Annotated in this window: 14 protein-coding genes; 9 read left to right on the forward strand and 5 right to left on the reverse strand. The window is 75.8% G+C overall.

Annotated features, from left to right (window positions below):
* The first annotated feature begins 98 nt into the window (after positions 1-98).
* Positions 99-2,825: a LuxR C-terminal-related transcriptional regulator gene (locus ACFVVL_RS27035; protein WP_387679617.1), complete on the forward strand. Its 2,727-nt coding sequence runs from the start codon at positions 99-101 to the stop codon at positions 2,823-2,825.
* A gap of 12 nt (positions 2,826-2,837) precedes the next feature.
* Here the strand turns inward: ACFVVL_RS27035 and ACFVVL_RS27040 are convergent, their stop codons facing one another.
* The gene (locus tag ACFVVL_RS27040; protein ID WP_355363385.1) at positions 2,838-3,038 is read right to left on the reverse strand and encodes a hypothetical protein; all 201 of its coding nucleotides are present in this window, start codon (positions 3,036-3,038) and stop codon (positions 2,838-2,840) included.
* A 217-nt stretch (positions 3,039-3,255) separates the two neighbouring features.
* On the opposite strand from ACFVVL_RS27040, the gene ACFVVL_RS27045 reads away from it, so the two are divergent.
* From ACFVVL_RS27045 to ACFVVL_RS27065, 5 genes are all read left to right on the forward strand, one after another.
* A complete protein-coding gene (locus tag ACFVVL_RS27045) occupies positions 3,256-5,085 on the forward strand; it encodes a glycoside hydrolase family 15 protein (protein WP_380296043.1) in 1,830 nt (609 codons plus the stop codon).
* Between the two features lie 50 nt (positions 5,086-5,135).
* Positions 5,136-5,534, forward strand: coding sequence for a hypothetical protein (locus tag ACFVVL_RS27050; protein ID WP_387679621.1), 399 nt, complete (start codon positions 5,136-5,138; stop codon positions 5,532-5,534).
* Positions 5,531-6,934: an MFS transporter gene (locus ACFVVL_RS27055; protein WP_387679624.1), complete on the forward strand. Its 1,404-nt coding sequence runs from the start codon at positions 5,531-5,533 to the stop codon at positions 6,932-6,934. Before ACFVVL_RS27050 ends, ACFVVL_RS27055 begins: the two co-directional genes overlap by 4 nt.
* Before the next feature lie 165 nt (positions 6,935-7,099).
* Positions 7,100-7,915 (forward strand): alpha/beta fold hydrolase, encoded by an 816-nt coding sequence (locus tag ACFVVL_RS27060; protein WP_387679626.1) that lies wholly within the window; start codon positions 7,100-7,102, stop codon positions 7,913-7,915.
* A gap of 446 nt (positions 7,916-8,361) precedes the next feature.
* Positions 8,362-10,422, forward strand: a complete 2,061-nt coding sequence (locus tag ACFVVL_RS27065) for a discoidin domain-containing protein (RefSeq protein WP_387679628.1) — start codon at positions 8,362-8,364, stop codon at positions 10,420-10,422.
* Between the two features lie 149 nt (positions 10,423-10,571).
* On the opposite strand, the gene ACFVVL_RS27070 is transcribed toward ACFVVL_RS27065, so the two are convergent.
* Positions 10,572-11,132, reverse strand: coding sequence for a hypothetical protein (locus ACFVVL_RS27070; protein WP_380297263.1), 561 nt, complete (start codon positions 11,130-11,132; stop codon positions 10,572-10,574).
* A gap of 110 nt (positions 11,133-11,242) precedes the next feature.
* The gene (locus tag ACFVVL_RS27075; protein WP_387679631.1) at positions 11,243-12,403 is read right to left on the reverse strand and encodes a hypothetical protein; all 1,161 of its coding nucleotides are present in this window, start codon (positions 12,401-12,403) and stop codon (positions 11,243-11,245) included.
* Positions 12,404-12,838: 435 nt separating this feature from the next.
* Between ACFVVL_RS27075 and ACFVVL_RS27080 the strand changes: the two genes are divergently transcribed.
* Positions 12,839-13,756 (forward strand): phosphotransferase, encoded by a 918-nt coding sequence (locus ACFVVL_RS27080; protein ID WP_387679634.1) that lies wholly within the window; start codon positions 12,839-12,841, stop codon positions 13,754-13,756.
* 306 nt (positions 13,757-14,062) lie between these two features.
* Here the strand turns inward: ACFVVL_RS27080 and ACFVVL_RS27085 are convergent, their stop codons facing one another.
* The gene (locus ACFVVL_RS27085; RefSeq protein WP_387679637.1) at positions 14,063-14,284 is read right to left on the reverse strand and encodes a hypothetical protein; all 222 of its coding nucleotides are present in this window, start codon (positions 14,282-14,284) and stop codon (positions 14,063-14,065) included.
* Positions 14,285-14,512: 228 nt separating this feature from the next.
* Positions 14,513-14,866, reverse strand: coding sequence for a beta/gamma crystallin domain-containing protein (locus tag ACFVVL_RS27090; protein ID WP_380297269.1), 354 nt, complete (start codon positions 14,864-14,866; stop codon positions 14,513-14,515).
* Between the two features lie 259 nt (positions 14,867-15,125).
* Between ACFVVL_RS27090 and ACFVVL_RS27095 the strand changes: the two genes are divergently transcribed.
* Complete coding sequence (locus ACFVVL_RS27095) at positions 15,126-15,629, forward strand: hypothetical protein (protein WP_387679641.1); 504 nt, start codon at positions 15,126-15,128, stop codon at positions 15,627-15,629.
* A 539-nt stretch (positions 15,630-16,168) separates the two neighbouring features.
* Complete coding sequence (locus ACFVVL_RS27100; protein WP_380297271.1) at positions 16,169-17,302, forward strand: hypothetical protein; 1,134 nt, start codon at positions 16,169-16,171, stop codon at positions 17,300-17,302.
* Positions 17,303-17,318: the final 16 nt, after the last annotated feature.

A 17,318-nucleotide genomic window follows, 5' to 3' on the forward strand; every position in this document is an offset into this window, starting at 1 on the left:
CGGCGCGCCCGCGGCCCGCCGCTCCGCGCCCGGCCGTGCCCTGCGGCACGGCGGAACCTCCAGGCGGTGGCCCCATGCCGCACACCCGCACAGCACCCGTGAGCCTTCCCAACGGGGACCCGATGCTGGTCACCAGGGTCCGGCCGCCCGGCCCGCCCGCCGCCACCTTCGTGCGGCGCGAACGGCTGCTGCGCCGGCTCGACACCGCCGCGTCCCGGCCGGTGACCCTGGTCGACGGACCCGCGGGGGCGGGCAAGACGCTGCTGGTGGCCGACTGGCTGGCCCACGGCCGCCTCCCCGGGCCGGCCGGGTGGCTCACCCTGGAGGAGAGCGACAACCAGCCCGGCACCTTCTGGGCCTACGTCCGCGAGGCGCTGCAGGGCGGCGTGCCCGGGCTGCCCGACGAGGTCGGCGCCCCGGCCCGGGCCGAGCACGTCGAACCGTCCCTGCTGGTCCGCCTCGCCGCGTGGATCAACGACCGGCCCCGGCCGCTGGTGCTGGTGCTGGACGAGTTCGAGCACATCGACAACCCCCGGCTCACCGGGCAGCTGCACGACCTGGTCCGGCACACCGCCGGCCGGCTGCGGCTGGTCGTGGTCGGACGCCGCGAGCCGCTGCTGCCGCTGCACCGCTACCGGGCCGCCGGCGAGCTCGCCGAGCTGCACGCCGCCGACCTCGCGCTCAGCCGCGCCGAGGCGGCCGCGCTGCTGGAGCGCCACGGGCTGCACCTGGACGCCTCCACGGTGGACGCGGTGCACCGGGCGGTGTCCGGCTGGGCGGCGGGCCTGCGGCTGCTCGCGCTCGCCGCGCACGACGCCGGCGACCCCGAGGCGTACCTCGGGCGGATCGACGCCGGGCACGCCGCGCTCTCCGACTACCTGCTCGCCGAGGTGCTGCGGACCCAGCCCGCGCCGACCCAGGACCTGCTGCTGCGCTGCAGCATCCTGGGCCGGGTCCACCCGGACCTCGCCGACGCGCTCACCGGCCGCCGCGACGGCCGGCGGATCCTGGAGCGGCTGCACCAGGAGAACGCCTTCACCGAGGCGCTGTCCGACGACTGGTACCGGATGCACCCGATGTTCGCGGGCATCCTGCGTCTGCACCTGCGCGCCGCCGCCCCGGAGCGGGTCGACGAGCTTCGGGTGCGGGCCGCGCGCTGGCTCGCCGACCACGGGCAGCGGCGGGCCGCGCTGGAGCAGGCCGCCGAGGGCGGTGACTGGGCCCTGGCCGCCCGGCTGCTGGTCGACGGGCTGGCCCTCGGCGAGCTGGTCGCCGGGCACGACGCCACCCGGCTGGGCGCCCTGTTCTCCCGGATGCCGCCGACCGAGCGCGATCCGGCCGCCGAACTCGTCCGCGCGGCCGTCCACCTGGGCCGCGAGGAGCCGCACGACGCGCTGCGGGTCCTGGCGCGGGTCGAGCCCCTGCTCTCGCGGCAGCGCACCGCGCTCCGGCTGGCGGCCGCCTTCGTGCGCGCGGAGGCCGGCCGGCTGCTGGGCTCGGCCGCGCTCGCCGAGCAGGCCGCCCGGCGGGCCCACGAGCTGGCGCGCGAGACGCCGGCCGAGCTGCTGGACGAGCACCCCGAGCTGCTCGCCCTGGTCGACGCCGGCCTCGGCTCGGCGCTGCTGTGGCAGGGACGCCTCGACGAGGCGCGGGCGGCGCTGGAGCGCGCGGCGCAGGCCCCGGCCTCGCCCACCACCGCCCGGCTGCGCCACGACGCGCTGTGCCGGCTCGCGCTCATCGACCAGCTGGGCGGCCGGTCCGGGCGGGCCGAGCACCGGGTGCGCGAGGCCGACGAGGAGGCCGACCGTTCCAGCCTCCCGCCCGACAGCCGCACCGAGGTGCGCGACCTGGTGCTGGCCGCGACGGCGCTGGAACGCGACGAGCCGGACGAGGCCCGCCGGGCCCTGCACCGGACGACGGCCCGCCGCACGCCCGAGCGCGATCCCGTGGTCGTGCTGGGTGCCGCGGTGATCGGGGCCGAGCTGGAGCTGTCCCGGGGCCGGCCCGACGCCGCGCTGCGGCTGCTGGCGGAGACCGGGGAGCGCGCGCTCGCCGGCCGGCCGTCCGACTGGAGCCGCGAGCGCCTCGCCGTCGCCGTCTGCGCCGCGCAGCTGGCGGCCGGCCGGCCGCGGGAGGCGCTGGCGGCCCTGGACGGCGTGCCGACCCGCGCGCCGGCGTCGCTCCTGGTCGCCGCGCGGGCCCGGCTGGCCGCCGGACAGGACGAGGCGGGCGCCCTCGACCGGCTGCGTGCGCTGCGCGACGACCCCGCGGTGGGCAGCGCGACCCGCACCCGGGCCCTGCTCCTGCTGGCCCAGGCCGGTGCCGGGCCCGACGGGCCGGAGGGGCCGGACGGGCCGGACGGCGTGGCCCTGGCCCGGGCCCTCGCGGTCGCCGAGCCGGAGCGGCTGCGCCGGCCGTTCCGCGAGTCCGCCCCCTGGGTGCGGCACCAGCTGCGCCGGCGCCCCCAGCTGGCCCTCGCCCACACCTGGCTGCCCGGCGACCTGCGCCCGGCCCCGCCCGGCCCGCCGCCCCCGGCCGGCACGCTGCCCCCGGCCGCCCGCCCCTCGCCGGCCCGCCCGGTGCGGGTGGCCGAGCCGCCGGCGGCCGCACCGCCCCCGCCGGCCGAGCCGCTGACGGAGCGGGAGCGCGACGTCCTGCGGCACGCGGCGCGGATGCTGTCGACCCAGGAGATCGCCGAAGCGCTGTTCCTGTCGCCGAACACCGTGAAGACGCACCTGAAGAGCATCAACCGCAAGCTGCTGACGGCCAACCGCCGCGAGGCGGTGCGCACCGCGGCGCGGCTGCGCCTGCTCGACGGGCCGTGAGCCGCCGGTGCCTCACTCGGGCAGCCGGTGCAGCTCCGTCACCCGCAGGCCGAGCGCCTGGCAGCGGTTCAGCAGGCCGAACAGATGGGCCTCGTCGACGACGTCCCCGTACAACACGGTGTGATCGGGCACGACCCTGCTCTCCAGTTCGGGGAAGCCCTCCCGGCGGGTCGTCTCCTGCAGCACGCCGGACACCCGGATCTCGTAGCGCATGGGGCCGGCTCCCTTCCCTTCGACGGTGGCCTCCAGCCTCGCCGTCCGCCGGGCGGTGCGCATCACCCCCACGAGGTGACCCGCCGGCCGGGGACGGCCCGCCCCGGCGCCCGCCCCCGCGGGTGCTCACCCGCGCGGGGTGATCCGGCGCGCGGACCGCCGCCCGTACGGTGACGGCGCAGGCAGTTCCCGCCGTCCGCCGAGGGAGCGTCCCCCCATGAGTCCCTACCCCCCGATCGCCGAGCACGGCGTCATAGGCGACCTGCAGACCGCCGCCCTGGTCTCCACCGCCGGCGACATCGACTGGTGGTGCACCCCGCGGTTCGACTCCCCCAGCCTGTTCGCCGCGCTGCTGGACGACGCCGGGGGCGGGCGGTGCCGGCTCGCCGTGGACCGGGAGGCCGTGCCGGACGCCCAGGTGAAGCAGCTCTACCTGTCCGGGACGGCGATCGTGATCACCCGCTTCCTCGCCCCGCAGGGCGTGGCGGAGGTGATCGACTTCATGCTCCCGGACACCTCCGCGAGCCCGTCCGAGCGGCACCGGATCATTCGGGGCGCGCGGGTGGTGCGCGGCCGGGTGCCCTTCGTCCTGGAGTGCCGGCCGCGCTTCGACTACGGCCGCGCCGCCCACCGGCTCGCCCTCCCCGACGAGCACACCGCCCGGCTGAGCTCGCCCGGCCAGGAGTTGTGCGTGCGGACCACCGCCCCGGTGACGCTGCGCGCGGACGGCGAGGACGTGACCGCGCGGTTCACGCTGTCCGCCGGGGAGCTGGCGACGGTGGAGCTGACCACCCTGCCGCCGGGCGGCGAGCCGCCACCCGCGCCGACCGGGCAGACGGCGCTCGCCGCCTTCGACGCCTGCCGGGCGTTCTGGTACGGCTGGCTGAAGTCCTCGAACTACCAGGGCCGTTGGCGGCAGATCGTGGACCGGTCGGCGATCACCCTGAAGCTGCTCAGCTACCGGCCGACCGGGGCGCTGATCGCCGCCGCGACCATGGGCCTGCCGGAGCAGGTCGGCGGCGAGCGCAACTGGGACTACCGCTACACCTGGATCCGCGACGCCTCGCTCTCCGTCCACACCCTGATCGGGCTCGGCTTCCGCGACGAGGCGCAGGCGTTCCGCCGCTGGGTGCGCGAGCGGATCGAGGCCGCGGGCGCCGAGGGCGAACGCCTGCAGATCATGTACCGGGTCGACGGCGATCCGCACCTGGCCGAGGAGACGCTCGGCCACTGGGAGGGCTACCTGGGCTCGTTCCCGGTGCGGGCCGGCAACGCCGCCGCCGACCAGCTCCAGCTCGACATCTACGGCGAGGCCGCCTACGCGTTCGCCGCCGGGGGCGGCGACATGGGGGCGCTGCGCGGGTGGGACGCGTTCCGCCGGCTCGTGGACTGGCTGACCGAGCACTGGGACCGCGCCGACGAGGGCGTCTGGGAGACCCGCGGCGGGCGTCAGGACTTCACCTACAGCCGGGTGATGTGCTGGGTCGCCTTCGACCGCGCGGTGCGGATGGCCCGCGCCCACGCCCGCCCCGCGGACCTGGACCGCTGGAGCTCGGTGCGCGACGACGTGCTGCGCCAGGTCGTGCAGCGCGGCTGGAGCCCGAAGCGCGGAGCCTTCGTCCAGCACTACGACACCGAGGTCCTGGACGCCTCGCTGCTGCTGATGCCCAAGGTCGGCTTCCTCTCCCCCGACGACCCGGACTGGCTGTCCACCCTGGACGCGATGGACCGGGAACTGGTCTGCGACAGCCTGGTCTACCGCTACGACCCGGCCGCCTCCCCCGACGGGCTGAGCGGCACCGAGGGCACCTTCAACCTCTGCTCCTTCCTCTACGTCGAGGCCCTCGCCCGGGCCGGCCGGGTCGAGCAGGCCCGCTACGCCTTCGACAAGATGCTCACCTACGCCAACCACGTCGGCCTGTTCGCCGAGGAGATCGGCCCCTCCGGCGAGCAACTGGGCAACTTCCCGCAGGCGTTCACGCACCTCGCGCTCATCGACGCGGCGCTCGCCCTGGACGAGGAGCTCGACCGGCGGGGCGACGCCTGAGGCCGGGCCCGGCCCGGCACAGGTCCGCGGTCCGCGAAAGGAGCCCGGCCATGGCCTCATCCACCCGCCCGGCGCGGCCGCGCCGGAACCTGCTGCCGTTCGCGGGCGTCGCGATGATCCTGCTGGCCCTGTTCAACGGGTGGGACGCGATGGCCGCGCTGATCGACTCGCCCGTCGTCACCGGCACCGACCGCTACGTCTTCGGCGACCTGCACAGCCTGGGCTGGGCGGTGCTCGCGCTGGCCGTCGCCCAGGGGCTGGCCGGCATCACCCTGCTCACCGGGGACCTCCCCGGCCGCTGGTTCCCGGCGGCGGTGCTCTGCGCCAACGTCTTCGTGCAGTTCGTCTTCCTGCCCAGCTACCCCGCCTGGTCACTCATGATCATCGCCATCGACGTGGCCGCGCTCTACGCGGTGCTCACCGCACCCGACGGACGGAGCCGGGAATGACCACCGGACCTGCTCACCCCACCGCGGCCGCCCGGCGCGTGCTCGCTCCGCTGGCCCTCGCCCAGTTCATCTGCAGCTTCGCCGGCTCCAGCATGAACGTGATGATCAACGACATCAGCGAAGACCTCGACACCAGCGTCCAGGGCGTCCAGGTGGCGATCACGGTCTTCCTGCTGGTGATGGCCGCCCTGATGATCCCCGGCGGCAAGCTCACCGACCGCTGGGGCCGCAAGCGCTGTCTGATGCTCGGCCTCGCCGTCTACGGCGTCGGTGCGGTGCTCAGCGCGGCCGCCCCCGGGCTCGGCGTGCTGATCCTCGGCAACTCGGTGCTGGAGGGCGTCGGCACCGCCCTGCTGATCCCGCCGGTCTACATCCTGACCACGCTGCTGTTCACCGGGACCGCCGCCCGGGCCCGCGCGTTCGGCACCATCATGGCCCTCGGCGGGATCGGCGCGGCCGCCGGTCCGCTGATCGGCGGCCTGCTCACCACGGCGATCGACTGGCGCGCCAACTTCGGCTTCCAGGCCGTGGTGGTGGCCGTGATCCTGTTCCTCACCCGCACCCTGGAGGACCCGCTGCCCGCCGACCCCACGCGGTCCTTCGACACCGTCGGCGCGGTGCTGTCGGCGGCCGGCCTGGTCCTGCTGGTGACCGGCATCCTCGCCGCCGACAACAACACCTGGCTGATGATCGCCCTGCTGGCCTCCGGCGCCGTCGTGCTGGCCGCCTTCTTCGGCTGGATCCGCCGGCTGGAGCGGGCGGGGCGGGAACCGCTGCTGGCCACCAGCCTGTTCCACAACCAGGTCTCCAACCTGGGCCTGGTCACCCAGAACGCCCAGTGGCTCGTCCTGATGGGCGTCTCCTTCACCGTCGGCGCCTACCTCCAGGTCGTCCGCGGCTACAGCGCGATCGCCACCGGCGGTGTCTTCACCGCCGCCACCCTGGGGCTGCTGGCCTCCTCGCTCGCCGCCGAGGGCCTGGCGAAGCGGCGCGCCCAGCGCACCCTGATCGTCACCGGCTTCGCCACCACCACGGCCGGCATCGTCGTGCTGCTCCTGCTGGTGCGCGCCTTCGGCGGCGCCTGGGCCTTCGCGCCCGGTCTGCTGCTGATCGGGCTCGGCCTCGGCCTGATGCTCACCCCGTCGGTCAACGTGGTGCAGTCCGCCTTCCCCGACAGCCGGCAGGGCGAGATCTCCGGCCTGTCCCGCAGCATCTCCAACCTCGGCTCCTCGCTGGGCACCGCCGTCGCCGGCACCATCCTGGTCTCCGAGCTCTCGCGCAACGGCTACGCGGCGGCGATGATCGCGCTCGCCGCGTTCGGCGTCGTCGGCCTCGGCGCGGCGCTGTTCCTGCCGCACGACCGTCCGCCGGGCGCGGAGACCGCCGGGCCGGGGCACTGAGCGGGACCGGGTAGGAGCGGCACCGAGCGGGGCGCGGGTGACCCGTCCCTTCCCTGATCCGCAGCCGTTGGGGGGCGGTGCCGAGCCGGCCGGTGACCGGTTGCTCGTCCTGCCGGTGCTCATTTGTACAAGACCGACAATCGGAGCCCGGGCATCATCCCGTCCATGGGGAAGGACGACGTCAAGCGCGTGCACGGGATCCACCTGGTCCACGACGGCCCGCGGCAGGCACCGCCGTTGGTGCTCATCCACGGATCGGGGGCTACGAGCGGTTCCTGGAGCCCGGTGGTGCCGGCACTCGCCGGTCAGTATCACGTCATCCGGGTCGACCTGCCGGGTCACGGACAGTCCCTGCCCGCGTCCTCGTACGACGTGCCCGAGCAGGCGGGTCGCCTGGCCAGGGTGTTCGATGAACTCGGCCTTCGTGCGGTCACCGTGGTGGGGCACTCCGGCGGTGGACACACCGCCACCGCGCTCGCCGAACAGCGCCCCGACCTGGTCGGTTCGCTCGCCCTGATCAGCACCGGCCCGAGTCCCGGCGCCCTCCTTCCACAGCCCGTCGTCCTTCGGCTCCTGATCGGCCCGCCGCTGGGCCCGCTCCTCTGGCCCATCCGTTCGAACGCCATGCTCCGCAGGGGCATGACCTCGGTGTGCAACCGCCCGGTGAACATCCCGGACGAGATGGTCGCCGAGGCCCGGAGAATCGGCTACCGCACGTTCAGGACGGCGCTGCGCCGGAACACCGCGTACATCACCGAGCGGAGCGTGCCCGAGCGCCTCACCGCCCTCGACATCCCGGTCCTGGTGATCTTCGGCGCCGCCGACCGCCGCTGGAACCCGTCTTCGGCGCACCAGTACGACGCGGTGCCGAACGCGCGCGTCCGGCACCTGCCCGAGGTCGGGCACATCCCCATGCTCGAAGCACCGGAGACGACCAGCGAGTTGCTGCTGGACTTCGCGGCAACGGCAACGCGCCGCTGACACCGATCGCCTGGCCTGGCGCTATGGGATCCCCCGAGTCACCACCTGACCGGACGTCGGTGGAAGTCGCGGTCCCGCGGCAGTCGGAACGTCTGCCGGGGATCCGCATGGCCGGATTCCGGCAACATGTCCCGGCGTTCGCGTGGCCGGCTTCGATGGCAGGCCCGACGCCGTCGTCGGGTCCGTTCCACGCCGCCTCGATCTGAGCCCGGAACAAGCCTCCAGCACCGCGCGGGGTGCGGGTGCCGCGCGGCCCGCCTCCTTGCCGGGCCGCGTGGAACGGCCGGTTCTGCCACGGCTATTGACGGAATGTCCAACAGTGGCGATTCTCGTCACACCGAGTTCGCGGGACCAGACCCCCGCCCTCCGGAGAGCCGCCGTGCCGCGGCGGGGGCGCCGGCCGCGTCGTCGGCCCGCCCGTCCGTCCCTCCGGAACTGGGGTGCCCATGACCCGAATCCCCCACGCACGCCTGCGATTCGCCACCCTGCTCGCCGCGCTGCTCGCCCTGGTCGCCGCCGCCCTCGCCGCCCCGGCGCGCGGGGCCGGCGGCGCGAACTGGTGGGACCCGGTCGCCCGGCCGGCGCCCGACGCCGGGATCGGCGTCACGGGCGAGCCGTTCACCGGCACCGACGACCGGGGCCGGGTCCGCGGCTTCGTCGACGCGCACGACCACATTCTCGCCAACGAGGGCTTCGGCGGCCGCCTCATCTGCGGCAAGGCCTTCTCCGAGGCGGGCGTCGCGGACGCCCTCAAGGACTGCCCCGAGCACTACCCCGACGGCACGCTCGCCGTCTTCGACATGATCACCAAGGGCGGCGACGGCCGGCACGACCCGGTCGGCTGGCCGACCTTCGCCGACTGGCCGGCCCATGACTCGCTCACCCACCAGCAGAACTACTACGCCTGGGTGGAGCGCGCCTGGCGCGGCGGCGAGCGGGTCCTCGTCAACGACCTGGTCACCAACGGGGTGATCTGCTCGGTCTACTTCTTCAAGGACCGCAGCTGCGACGAGATGACCTCGATCCGCCTCCAGGCGAAGCTGAGCTACGACATGCAGGCCTACGTCGACCGGATGTACGGCGGCCCGGGCAAGGGCTGGTTCCGGATCGTCACCGACAGCGCACAGGCCCGGGAGGTCGTCCGGCAGGGCAAACTGGCCGTGGTGCTCGGGGTGGAGACCTCGGAGCCGTTCGGCTGCAAGCAGGTGCTGGACGTCGCCCAGTGCAGCCGGGCCGACATCGACCGCGGACTCGACGAGTTGTACGGGCTCGGGGTGCGCAGCATGTTCCTGTGCCACAAGCTCGACAACGCGCTGTGCGGCGTGCGGTTCGACGAGGGCGCGCTGGGCGCGGCGATCAACGCGGGCCAGTTCCTGTCGACCGGCACCTTCTGGCAGACCGAGCAGTGCACCGGCCCGCAGCACGACAACCCGATCGGTCTGGCGCCCGCCCCGGCCTCCGTGCAGAGCCAGCTGCCGGTGGGGGTGACGCTGCCAGCCTACGCGGCGGACGCCCAGTGCAACACCCGGGGCCTGAGCGAACTCGGCGAGTACGCGCTGCGCGGGATGATGCGGCGCGGCATGATGCTGGAGCTCGACCACATGAGCGTCAAGGCGGCGGGGCGGGCCCTGGACGTCCTGGAGTCCGAGGCGTACCCGGGCGCCCTCTCCTCGCACAGCTGGATGGACCTCGGCTGGACGGAGCGGGTCTACCGGCTCGGCGGCTTCGTCGCCCAGTACATGAACGGCGCGGAGGCGTTCAGCGCGGAGGCGCGGCGCACCGACGCGCTGCGCGACAAGTACGGCGTCGGCTACGGCTACGGCACCGACATGAACGGGGTGGGCGGCTGGCCCGGTCCGCGCGGGGCCGGCACCGCGAACCCGGTGCGCTACCCGTTCCGCACCGCCGACGGCGGCTCCGTGGTCGAGCGCGCCACCGCCGGCAGCCGTACCTGGGACGTCAACACCGACGGCGCCGCGCACTACGGCCTGGTGCCGGACTGGCTGGAGGACATCCGGCTGGTCGGCGGGCAGGGCGTGATCGACGACCTGTTCCGGGGCGCGGAGTCCTACCTGACCACCTGGGGCGCCTCCGAGCGGTACCGGTCCGAGGTGAACCTCGCGGGGGGCGCCACCGCCGCGGCGAGCTCGGCCGAGTGGAACCCGTTCACCGACTTCGGGGCCGCCCGGGCGGTCGACGGCAACGCCTCCAGCCGCTGGGCCAGCGACTGGAACGACGACCAGTGGCTGCGGATCGACCTGCCCGCCACCACCCTGGTCGGCCGGGTCACCCTGGACTGGGAGCGCGCCCACGCCCGGGCCTACCGGATCGAGGTGTCCACCGACGGGACCACCTGGCGCACGGTCTGGTCCACCGCCACCGGTGACGGCGGGCTGGACACCGCGCGCTTCCCCGCCGTCCCGGCCCGCTACGTGCGGATCCACGGCGAGCAGCGCGCCACGGGGTGGGGGTACTCGCTGTACGAGGTGGGTGTCTACCGGGGCTGACGCCGGGCCGGGGTGACGGGTCGCCGGGCCGGGGTGACGGGTCGCCGGGCCGGGGTGACGGGTCGCCGGGCCGGGGTGACGGGTCGCCGGGCCGGGGGCCGGGGGGCCGGGGGGCACTCCCCTCCCCGGCCCGGCGGCCCGTCCGGCGCTCAGTCGTGCAGCGTCACGCCGGGCAGGGGCAGGCCGGCGGCGTCGAACAACGCGGCTCCGCACGCGCAGGACTCGCCGGCCAGGGTCTCCTCAGGCGGCAGTTCCCAGAACAGCGTCTGCGCGCACCCCGGGCAGTCCAGGCCGACCAGCCTCGTTCCGGATTCCGCGCCCCAGGCCCGGACCGGGAGGTCCTCGTGGGTCAGCCCGGCCGGCTCCCGCTCGCCGGCCGGCGCTACCAGCAGCTCGTAGGCGTCGGTGCCGCTCTCCCACACCAGGAGGGTGCAGCCGAGGTCCGCCAGCACGCCGGCGAGGTGGTCGAGCTGGCGGACCGGGAGGTCACCGCGGCGCAGCGCCGGATCGGCCTCGGCCGCCCGGCGGACGGCTTCGGTGTCGACGCCGACCGGCTCCACCCCGAAGGCCCGCACCCGGGCGGCCACGAAGTCCGCCAGCCGGCCCGGTTCCTCCTCGCCGGTCCAGTCCATCGTGAACATCACGCTGTCGACCGCGGTCCCCCGGGCCCGTTCGTCGGGGGTCAGGACCAGTTCTCCGAGCTGCGTCATGACGATCACGCTATCAACTGCCCGGCGGCGGGCCGTCGTCGCCGGTTCGGGGGTGGCCCGGGAGTGGTTCCGGGGCGGCCCGGGGTTGGTGCGGGGGCGGTGCGGCCGGGCTACCGGATGGTCTCGCCGGACTCCCGCACCACCGTCCAGCCGGCGCCGTCCAGCGCGTGGACGGGCGGGCGGGGCCGCACCCAGACATGGGCGAACGGCTGGTCGTAGCCGCCGCAGTCGCCGATCACCACCACGTCCCCCGGGCCCGCGTCCGCCGGCCCGGGGAGGTCGTCCGCGAAGACGTCGCCCTCGTAGCAGTTGGCGCCGAGCAGCCGGTAGCGCCCGCCGCGGTCGCCCGGCGCCGCGGGGAACTCGATCGGGTGCGGGCGGCTCTTCACCGTGCGGGCGAGATTGGTGCCGCCGTCCAGCACCAGCAGTTCCCGTCCGTCGCGGGACTTGCGGACCGCCACCCGGCAGACCAGCGCGCCGTGCTCCTCGACCAGGGAGCGCCCCGGCTCGATCAGCAGGTCCACCTCGTCCGGCCCCGGCCCGGCCTGCCGGCACCCGGCGGCGACGGCGTCCGCGTACACCTCCCACGCGCGCCCGGGCACCCCCTGCGGCGGGAATCCCCCGCCGACGTCCACCGTCAGCCGGCCCCCGGCCGTCCGGGCGAGGTCCCGCAGCGGTTCCGCCCAGGACACCAGCGCCTCGCGGTACGTCTCCGGGCCGGACAGGGTGCCGACCCCGATGTGCACGCCCCACACCGGCCGGCCGGCCCGGCCCAGCAGTTCGCGCGCCCGCGTCACCTCGTCCGGCAGCAGCCCGAAGCGCGACCACCGCCCGTCGTCGCCCCGGGTCGCGAGCCGCAGGCCCACCGGCGGCGGGCCGTCGGGCAGGGCGAGCAGGTCGGCCAGTTCGGTCAGCGAGTCGACCTGCACCGGGACGCCGAGCCCGGCCGCGCGGGCCAGGTCCGCCCGGCTCTTCACCGGCCCGTCGAAGACGATCCGCCCGGGTGCGAAGCCGTCCGCCAGCGCGAGGGAGAGCTCCGCGCCCGACACCACCTCCGCCGCCCCGCCCAGCGCCGCCAGCCGCCGCGTCACGGCGGCCAGCGGGTTGCTCTTGTACGAGTACGCCACCGTCAGCCGGGCGAACTCCCGCCTCCAGACCCGCTCCATCTCCCGGTAGCCCGCGGCGAGCGCCTCCAGGTCGAACAGGTAGAACGGTGTCGGACAGCGCTCCGCCACCTCCAGCGCCCCGGCCCGCAGACGATCGCTCAGCACGGCGTGCACCACCTTCCGGCACGGTTCGGTCGGCTGCGAAGCACGATAGGCCAATCCCCTCGGCCTGTCAGTGGCACCTCACGTCGTCGAGGGCCCCCGGGCCGGGGTGACCGGCGGCCGCCGCGTCCGGGGCGCGGCGCGGGGACGGCCTCGCCCGGGGCGCGGTGCGGGACGGCCTCGCCCGGCACGCCGGACACGCTGCCGCCGGCGTCCCGGTACGGGCGGCACGACAGGCGCGGCACCGCCCCGGCGGGGCGAACGGGTCGGTGCCGCAGTCCGCCACCGCCGGCACCGTGGTCCGGATCCGCCCCGGCGTTCGCCCGGTCACTGCGCCCGTCGTCCCGGTCGTCCTCCGCGGCCTCGCTCCGCCACGGATGGACCGCTTCCTCTCCCACGCGCCGCGAGGACCGGGGCCGTCGGCTACCGTGGCGGCGCATGACGAACACCGAGATCGAGGTCACCGCGGAACTCGTCCGGGACCTGTTGCGCGATCAGCACCCCGACCTGGCCGACCGACCGGTGCGGTTCGGCGCACGGGGCTGGGACAACCAGCTGTGGCGGCTCGGCGACGACCTGGCCGTGAGGCTGCCCTGGGCGACGGAGTCCGCGGACGCGCTGCTGCGCAAGGAGCACACCTGGCTTCCCGTCCTCGCGCCGGGGCTCCCGCTGCCGGTTCCCGTCCCCCAGCGCCTCGGCGAGCCCTCCGAGCGGTTCCCGCGACCGTGGACCGTCACCACCTGGCTGGCGGGAACGCCCGCCGACCGCGCCCCCGTCACCCGCGCCGCGGAGGCGGCCGACGCCCTGGCGGCGTTCCTGAACGCCCTCCACCGGCCCGCGCCCGACGGCGCACCCGCCGGCCGTGACCGCGGCGGGCCGCTGGCCGACTACGCGGAGGGATTCGCCCGGGCACTGGCCGCGGCCACCGGGTTCGGGTTGCTCCCCGACCCGGACGCCGTCCGCGCGGTCTGGGAGGACGCCGTCGCCGCGCCCGGGTGGACCGGCCCGCCGCTGTGGCTGCACGGCGACCTGCATCCGGCCAACGTCCTCACCTCGGACGGGACCGTCTGCGGTGTGGTCGACTTCGGCGACCTCTGCGCGGGCGATCCGGCCTGCGACCTCGCCGCCGCCTGGATGCTGCTGCCGGACGGCGCCGCCGACCGCCTCCTCGACGCCTACCGGCCGGCTGCGGACCCGGCGGCCCGGCGCCGGGCCCGTGGCTGGGCAGTGCTGAAGGCCCTCGGTTGCGCCCTCATCGGGGAGGCGGGCGTCCACGGCCGCCCGGGCGGCAAGCCGAGCTGGGGGCCGCCCGCCCGGGCCGCGCTGCGCCGCCTCACCGCGACGGCCCGGCCCTGAGGGCGTGTCCTGCGGATCGGGCCGGGGGAACCCCCGCCGCACGGACTCCGCCGCGGGCTCGTCGGACCTGTCCGCAGGAGATGCCCCGCCCCGCCGTCTCCAGGCGGCGGGTCAGGTCGGCGAAGGCCGCCCGGACGGCCCGGGGGTTCTCGATCCGGGGGAAGTGACCGGCGTCCTCGATCGTGTGCCGCAGCACGTGGGGCCGGTCGAAGTCCACCGCGGCCTGGCAGTACGGGAGGCCCGCCGGCAGCGGCCGGCCCCCTGCCGGCCCCCGGGCGATGAAGTCCCACGGCGCCGCGGCGAGGGTCAGCGCGGGGTCGCGTCGTCCGGCTCCCGGGCGTGGGCGGCGGCCGCCTCGTCGAGGGCGGGGAGCGGGTGCGCCGCCGCCCGGTCGGCGAAGGGACGGCGCCGGCCGGCGTGCGGCGCACTGCTGACCAGGGCCGCGCCGGCGAGGCGTCCCTCCGGGGCCGGTACGGACAGCAGGAACATCCCGCCGCTGGAGTGGCCGGCCCTGGCCGGCGCGTCCACCTCCTCGTCCCTGGTGGCCCCGGCCTGGGGTCCGAAATAGCCGGTTCCACCGCCCCTCGCTCCGCGCGACGCGGCGCAGCCTGACGCCCGACCCCGTCCGGCGCTCCCGGCGCTCCCGCCGTTCCCCGAGTTCCCGCCCCGCGCCGCCCCGCCCTCGTTCATCCCGCAGCCGGTTCCGCCGGTCCGCCGGTCCGCGGGCCGGCAGTAGCCCGCGGGGCGGCGGTCGGGTCAGAGGATCTGGATGGAGGCGACCCGGGGAGGCCGGTTGGGGAAGCTGATGTCGTGCCAGCGCTCGATCTTCACCGAGTCGCCGTTGACGTCGTAGTAGATCAGGTCATTGTTGCCCGTGTAGATCCGGTCGATCCACCACCCTCCGAAGTCGGTCCGGCCGGCGTTCGCGTAGCAGTCGACGCTCTCGCGGCCGTCGAGGTGCGAGTAGATCTTGAGGAAGCTCTCGCCGCCGACGCACTCGACGTGGTCGATGGCGTAGGCCGTGCCGCCCGGCACGCCGAGGGTCAGCGCGGCCGCGGCCGCGAACGCCACGACCGCGGAACAGGCGGCCCGCAGGCCTTTCTGGATCATGGGTGCTCCTTCTCCTGGGAGGGCCCGCGCCTGTCGGGGCGGCGGGCCGGGGACCGGGGCCCAAGCTAGCGATCCGCCGTCCCCCGTCCGGCCCCAACACTCCGGATGCGAACCGCACGACCGGAGGACCACTCGATCGTGGCGCCCGCCCCGGCTTCCGTTGACCGTTCACCCTGACGGGACGTGACCGCGCATCACTTCTCCGGGCTCCGCGCAGCGGGGGAAAGCGGCCCGCTCCCGGGGCCGGTAGGGTGCCGGGATGACCGGATCCGCTCTGCCTCCGCTGCTGTTCCTGGACGTGGACGGGCCGCTCGTCCCGTTCGGGGGGAAGGGCCCGTACCCGGTGTACGGGGCGGCGGCTGGCGGGAACCCGCTGCTCGCCCGGGTCGATCCCGGGCACGGACCGCGACTGGCCGCGCTGCCGTGCGAAGCCGTCTGGGCGACGACCTGGATGGACGACGCGAACACGTGCATCGCCCCGCTGCTCGGACTGCCGCCGCTGGCCGTCCTGGGCCGGCCGGAGCCGGACGACGCCGACGAGGCGGAGGAGGGCGACGGCCTGCACTGGAAGACCCGCGCCCTCGTCGCGTGGGCGGGTGGGCGTCCGTTCGCCTGGGTCGACGACGAGATCACCGGTGCCGACCGGGCGTGGGTCGCCGCGCACCACCCGGGGCCGGCGCTGCTGCACCGGGTCGATCCGCGGGTGGGGCTGACCGACGGCGACTACGCGGTACTCGACTCCTGGCTGCGGCACCCGCGCTGACGGAGGGCCGGCCTCCGGGCCGGCCACGGGTGTCGCCGTGGCGGAGCCGCTGCCGGGTCGCGGGCGTCCGCCGGGTGAACGGACGGGGTCGCCCCGCCGACGCCCGCCCCAACGGTGTCCGTTCGCGGTCCGGCCCGGGCTCCAGGGAGCGCGGGCCCGGCCGGAAGGGCGGTTTCCGGTCAGGGTCCCGGCGGGACGGCACGGACGCGGTGGGGCGGGTGGTGCCGGTGCGGCGGCGGACGGGGCGGCCGGGGCGGGAGGCACCCGGAGGGGCGGCTTCCGCCCGTCGCGCGAAGGGCCGGGCGACGCGTACCGCAGGCCTGTGCCGCCGCCCGGCGCGCCCCTACGATGTGAGCGCCGTCGGGCCTGACCCCCGACCCCGTCACTGCCGGCCGACGCCGGGTAGCGCCGGTCCCCTCCCTGAGGACCGGTCGTCCCGTCGGCCGCCGCCTGCCGGCTCACCCCGGCACGGGCGGAACAGCAGGGCGGGCACCACCGCGCAGGCCGCCCGTGATTCCTCACACCCAAGGGGTATGCCCATGCACGCCGGCACCGCCGTACCACCGGTCAGACCCGTTCCCGCCGACCGCGCGTTCCGCGCCGTCCGCGCCCTGCTGCTCGTCCTCGCCGTACTGGCCGCCCTGGTGGGCGTCAGTCTCCCGGCGGCCGGCCCGGCGCACGCCGCCGTGCCCGACCGCTGGGGCTTCGCGTACCTCGACAACCCGACCCCGCCGCCGTCCTACGTCCCCGACACCAGCCGCCAGTGGGGCAGCTGGCCGTCCCCGGCCGCCAACCCGGTGAGGGTGGACCAGGTCGGCACCGGGTCCTACGTCGTGCACTTCCCGCTGATCGCCGGCCCCGGCGGCATCGCGCACGTGACGGCCGTCGGCCGCACCGGCAGCTGGTGCCAGGTCAGGGGCTGGGCGACGGCGGGCACCGGACAGGACGTCGCGGTCGGCTGCTACCGGCCGGGCGGCGCCCCCGAGGACACCCGGTTCACCGTCCTCTACACGACCAGCAGCGGGGTCCCGGCCCCGGCCGTGGGCGGCTACGGCTACGTCTTCTCGAACACCACCGGCGCGGTGATCACCCAGTACAACTCGACCGGCGGCACCAACGCGGTCGGCTACGGCGGCACCGGCGTCTGGAAGGTCTGGCTGCCCGGCCTGGGCCAGGCGACGCCGGCCGGCAACCTGGAGGTCACCGCCGTCGACGCGGTCAACGGCGCGCGCTGCAAGGTCGGCGAGTGGGCGCCCTCCGCGAGCGGCCAGACCGTCCTGGTGAACTGCTACAACGCCGCCAACGCCCCGTACGACACCCGCTGGACGCTGAGCTACTCGGAGAAGCGGGCCGTGCACGGGCCGGCGCTGCCGCCCAAGTCCTACGGCTACCTGTGGTTCAACGGCGGCGTGCCGGCCGCGACCAACTTCAACTCCTCCGGCCCGCCCAACACCCTGAGCGGGTCCGTCCCCTACACCGTCAACCTGCCGAACATCGCCGTGCCCGCGGACACCGCGCAGGTCACCGCCTTCGGCCCCGGCCCGGACTACTGCGGTCTGGCCACGCCGTGGGCCCGCAGCGCCGGCACGGTGAACCTCTACCCGCTGTGCTTCAACGGCTCCGGCTCGCCGGTCCCGTCCCGCTTCTTCACCGCGTACACCTCGGCGTTCTGACCCGTGTTCCGACCCG

The organism is Kitasatospora sp. NPDC058115 (genome assembly GCF_042884635.1).
Lineage (GTDB): Bacteria > Actinomycetota > Actinomycetes > Streptomycetales > Streptomycetaceae > Kitasatospora.

Coding starts and splice junctions, on each gene's coding strand:
- ACFVVL_RS27060 (WP_387679626.1), top strand. CDS start 7,100: ATGGGGAAGGACGACGTCAAGCGCGTGCACGGGATCCACCTGGTCCAC.
- ACFVVL_RS27040 (WP_355363385.1), bottom strand. CDS start 3,038: ATGCGCTACGAGATCCGGGTGTCCGGCGTGCTGCAGGAGACGACCCGC.
- ACFVVL_RS27055 (WP_387679624.1), top strand. CDS start 5,531: ATGACCACCGGACCTGCTCACCCCACCGCGGCCGCCCGGCGCGTGCTC.
- ACFVVL_RS27090 (WP_380297269.1), bottom strand. CDS start 14,866: ATGATCCAGAAAGGCCTGCGGGCCGCCTGTTCCGCGGTCGTGGCGTTC.
- ACFVVL_RS27065 (WP_387679628.1), top strand. CDS start 8,362: ATGACCCGAATCCCCCACGCACGCCTGCGATTCGCCACCCTGCTCGCC.
- ACFVVL_RS27045 (WP_380296043.1), top strand. CDS start 3,256: ATGAGTCCCTACCCCCCGATCGCCGAGCACGGCGTCATAGGCGACCTG.
- ACFVVL_RS27100 (WP_380297271.1), top strand. CDS start 16,169: ATGCACGCCGGCACCGCCGTACCACCGGTCAGACCCGTTCCCGCCGAC.
- ACFVVL_RS27050 (WP_387679621.1), top strand. CDS start 5,136: ATGGCCTCATCCACCCGCCCGGCGCGGCCGCGCCGGAACCTGCTGCCG.
- ACFVVL_RS27080 (WP_387679634.1), top strand. CDS start 12,839: ATGACGAACACCGAGATCGAGGTCACCGCGGAACTCGTCCGGGACCTG.
- ACFVVL_RS27095 (WP_387679641.1), top strand. CDS start 15,126: ATGACCGGATCCGCTCTGCCTCCGCTGCTGTTCCTGGACGTGGACGGG.
- ACFVVL_RS27070 (WP_380297263.1), bottom strand. CDS start 11,132: ATGACGCAGCTCGGAGAACTGGTCCTGACCCCCGACGAACGGGCCCGG.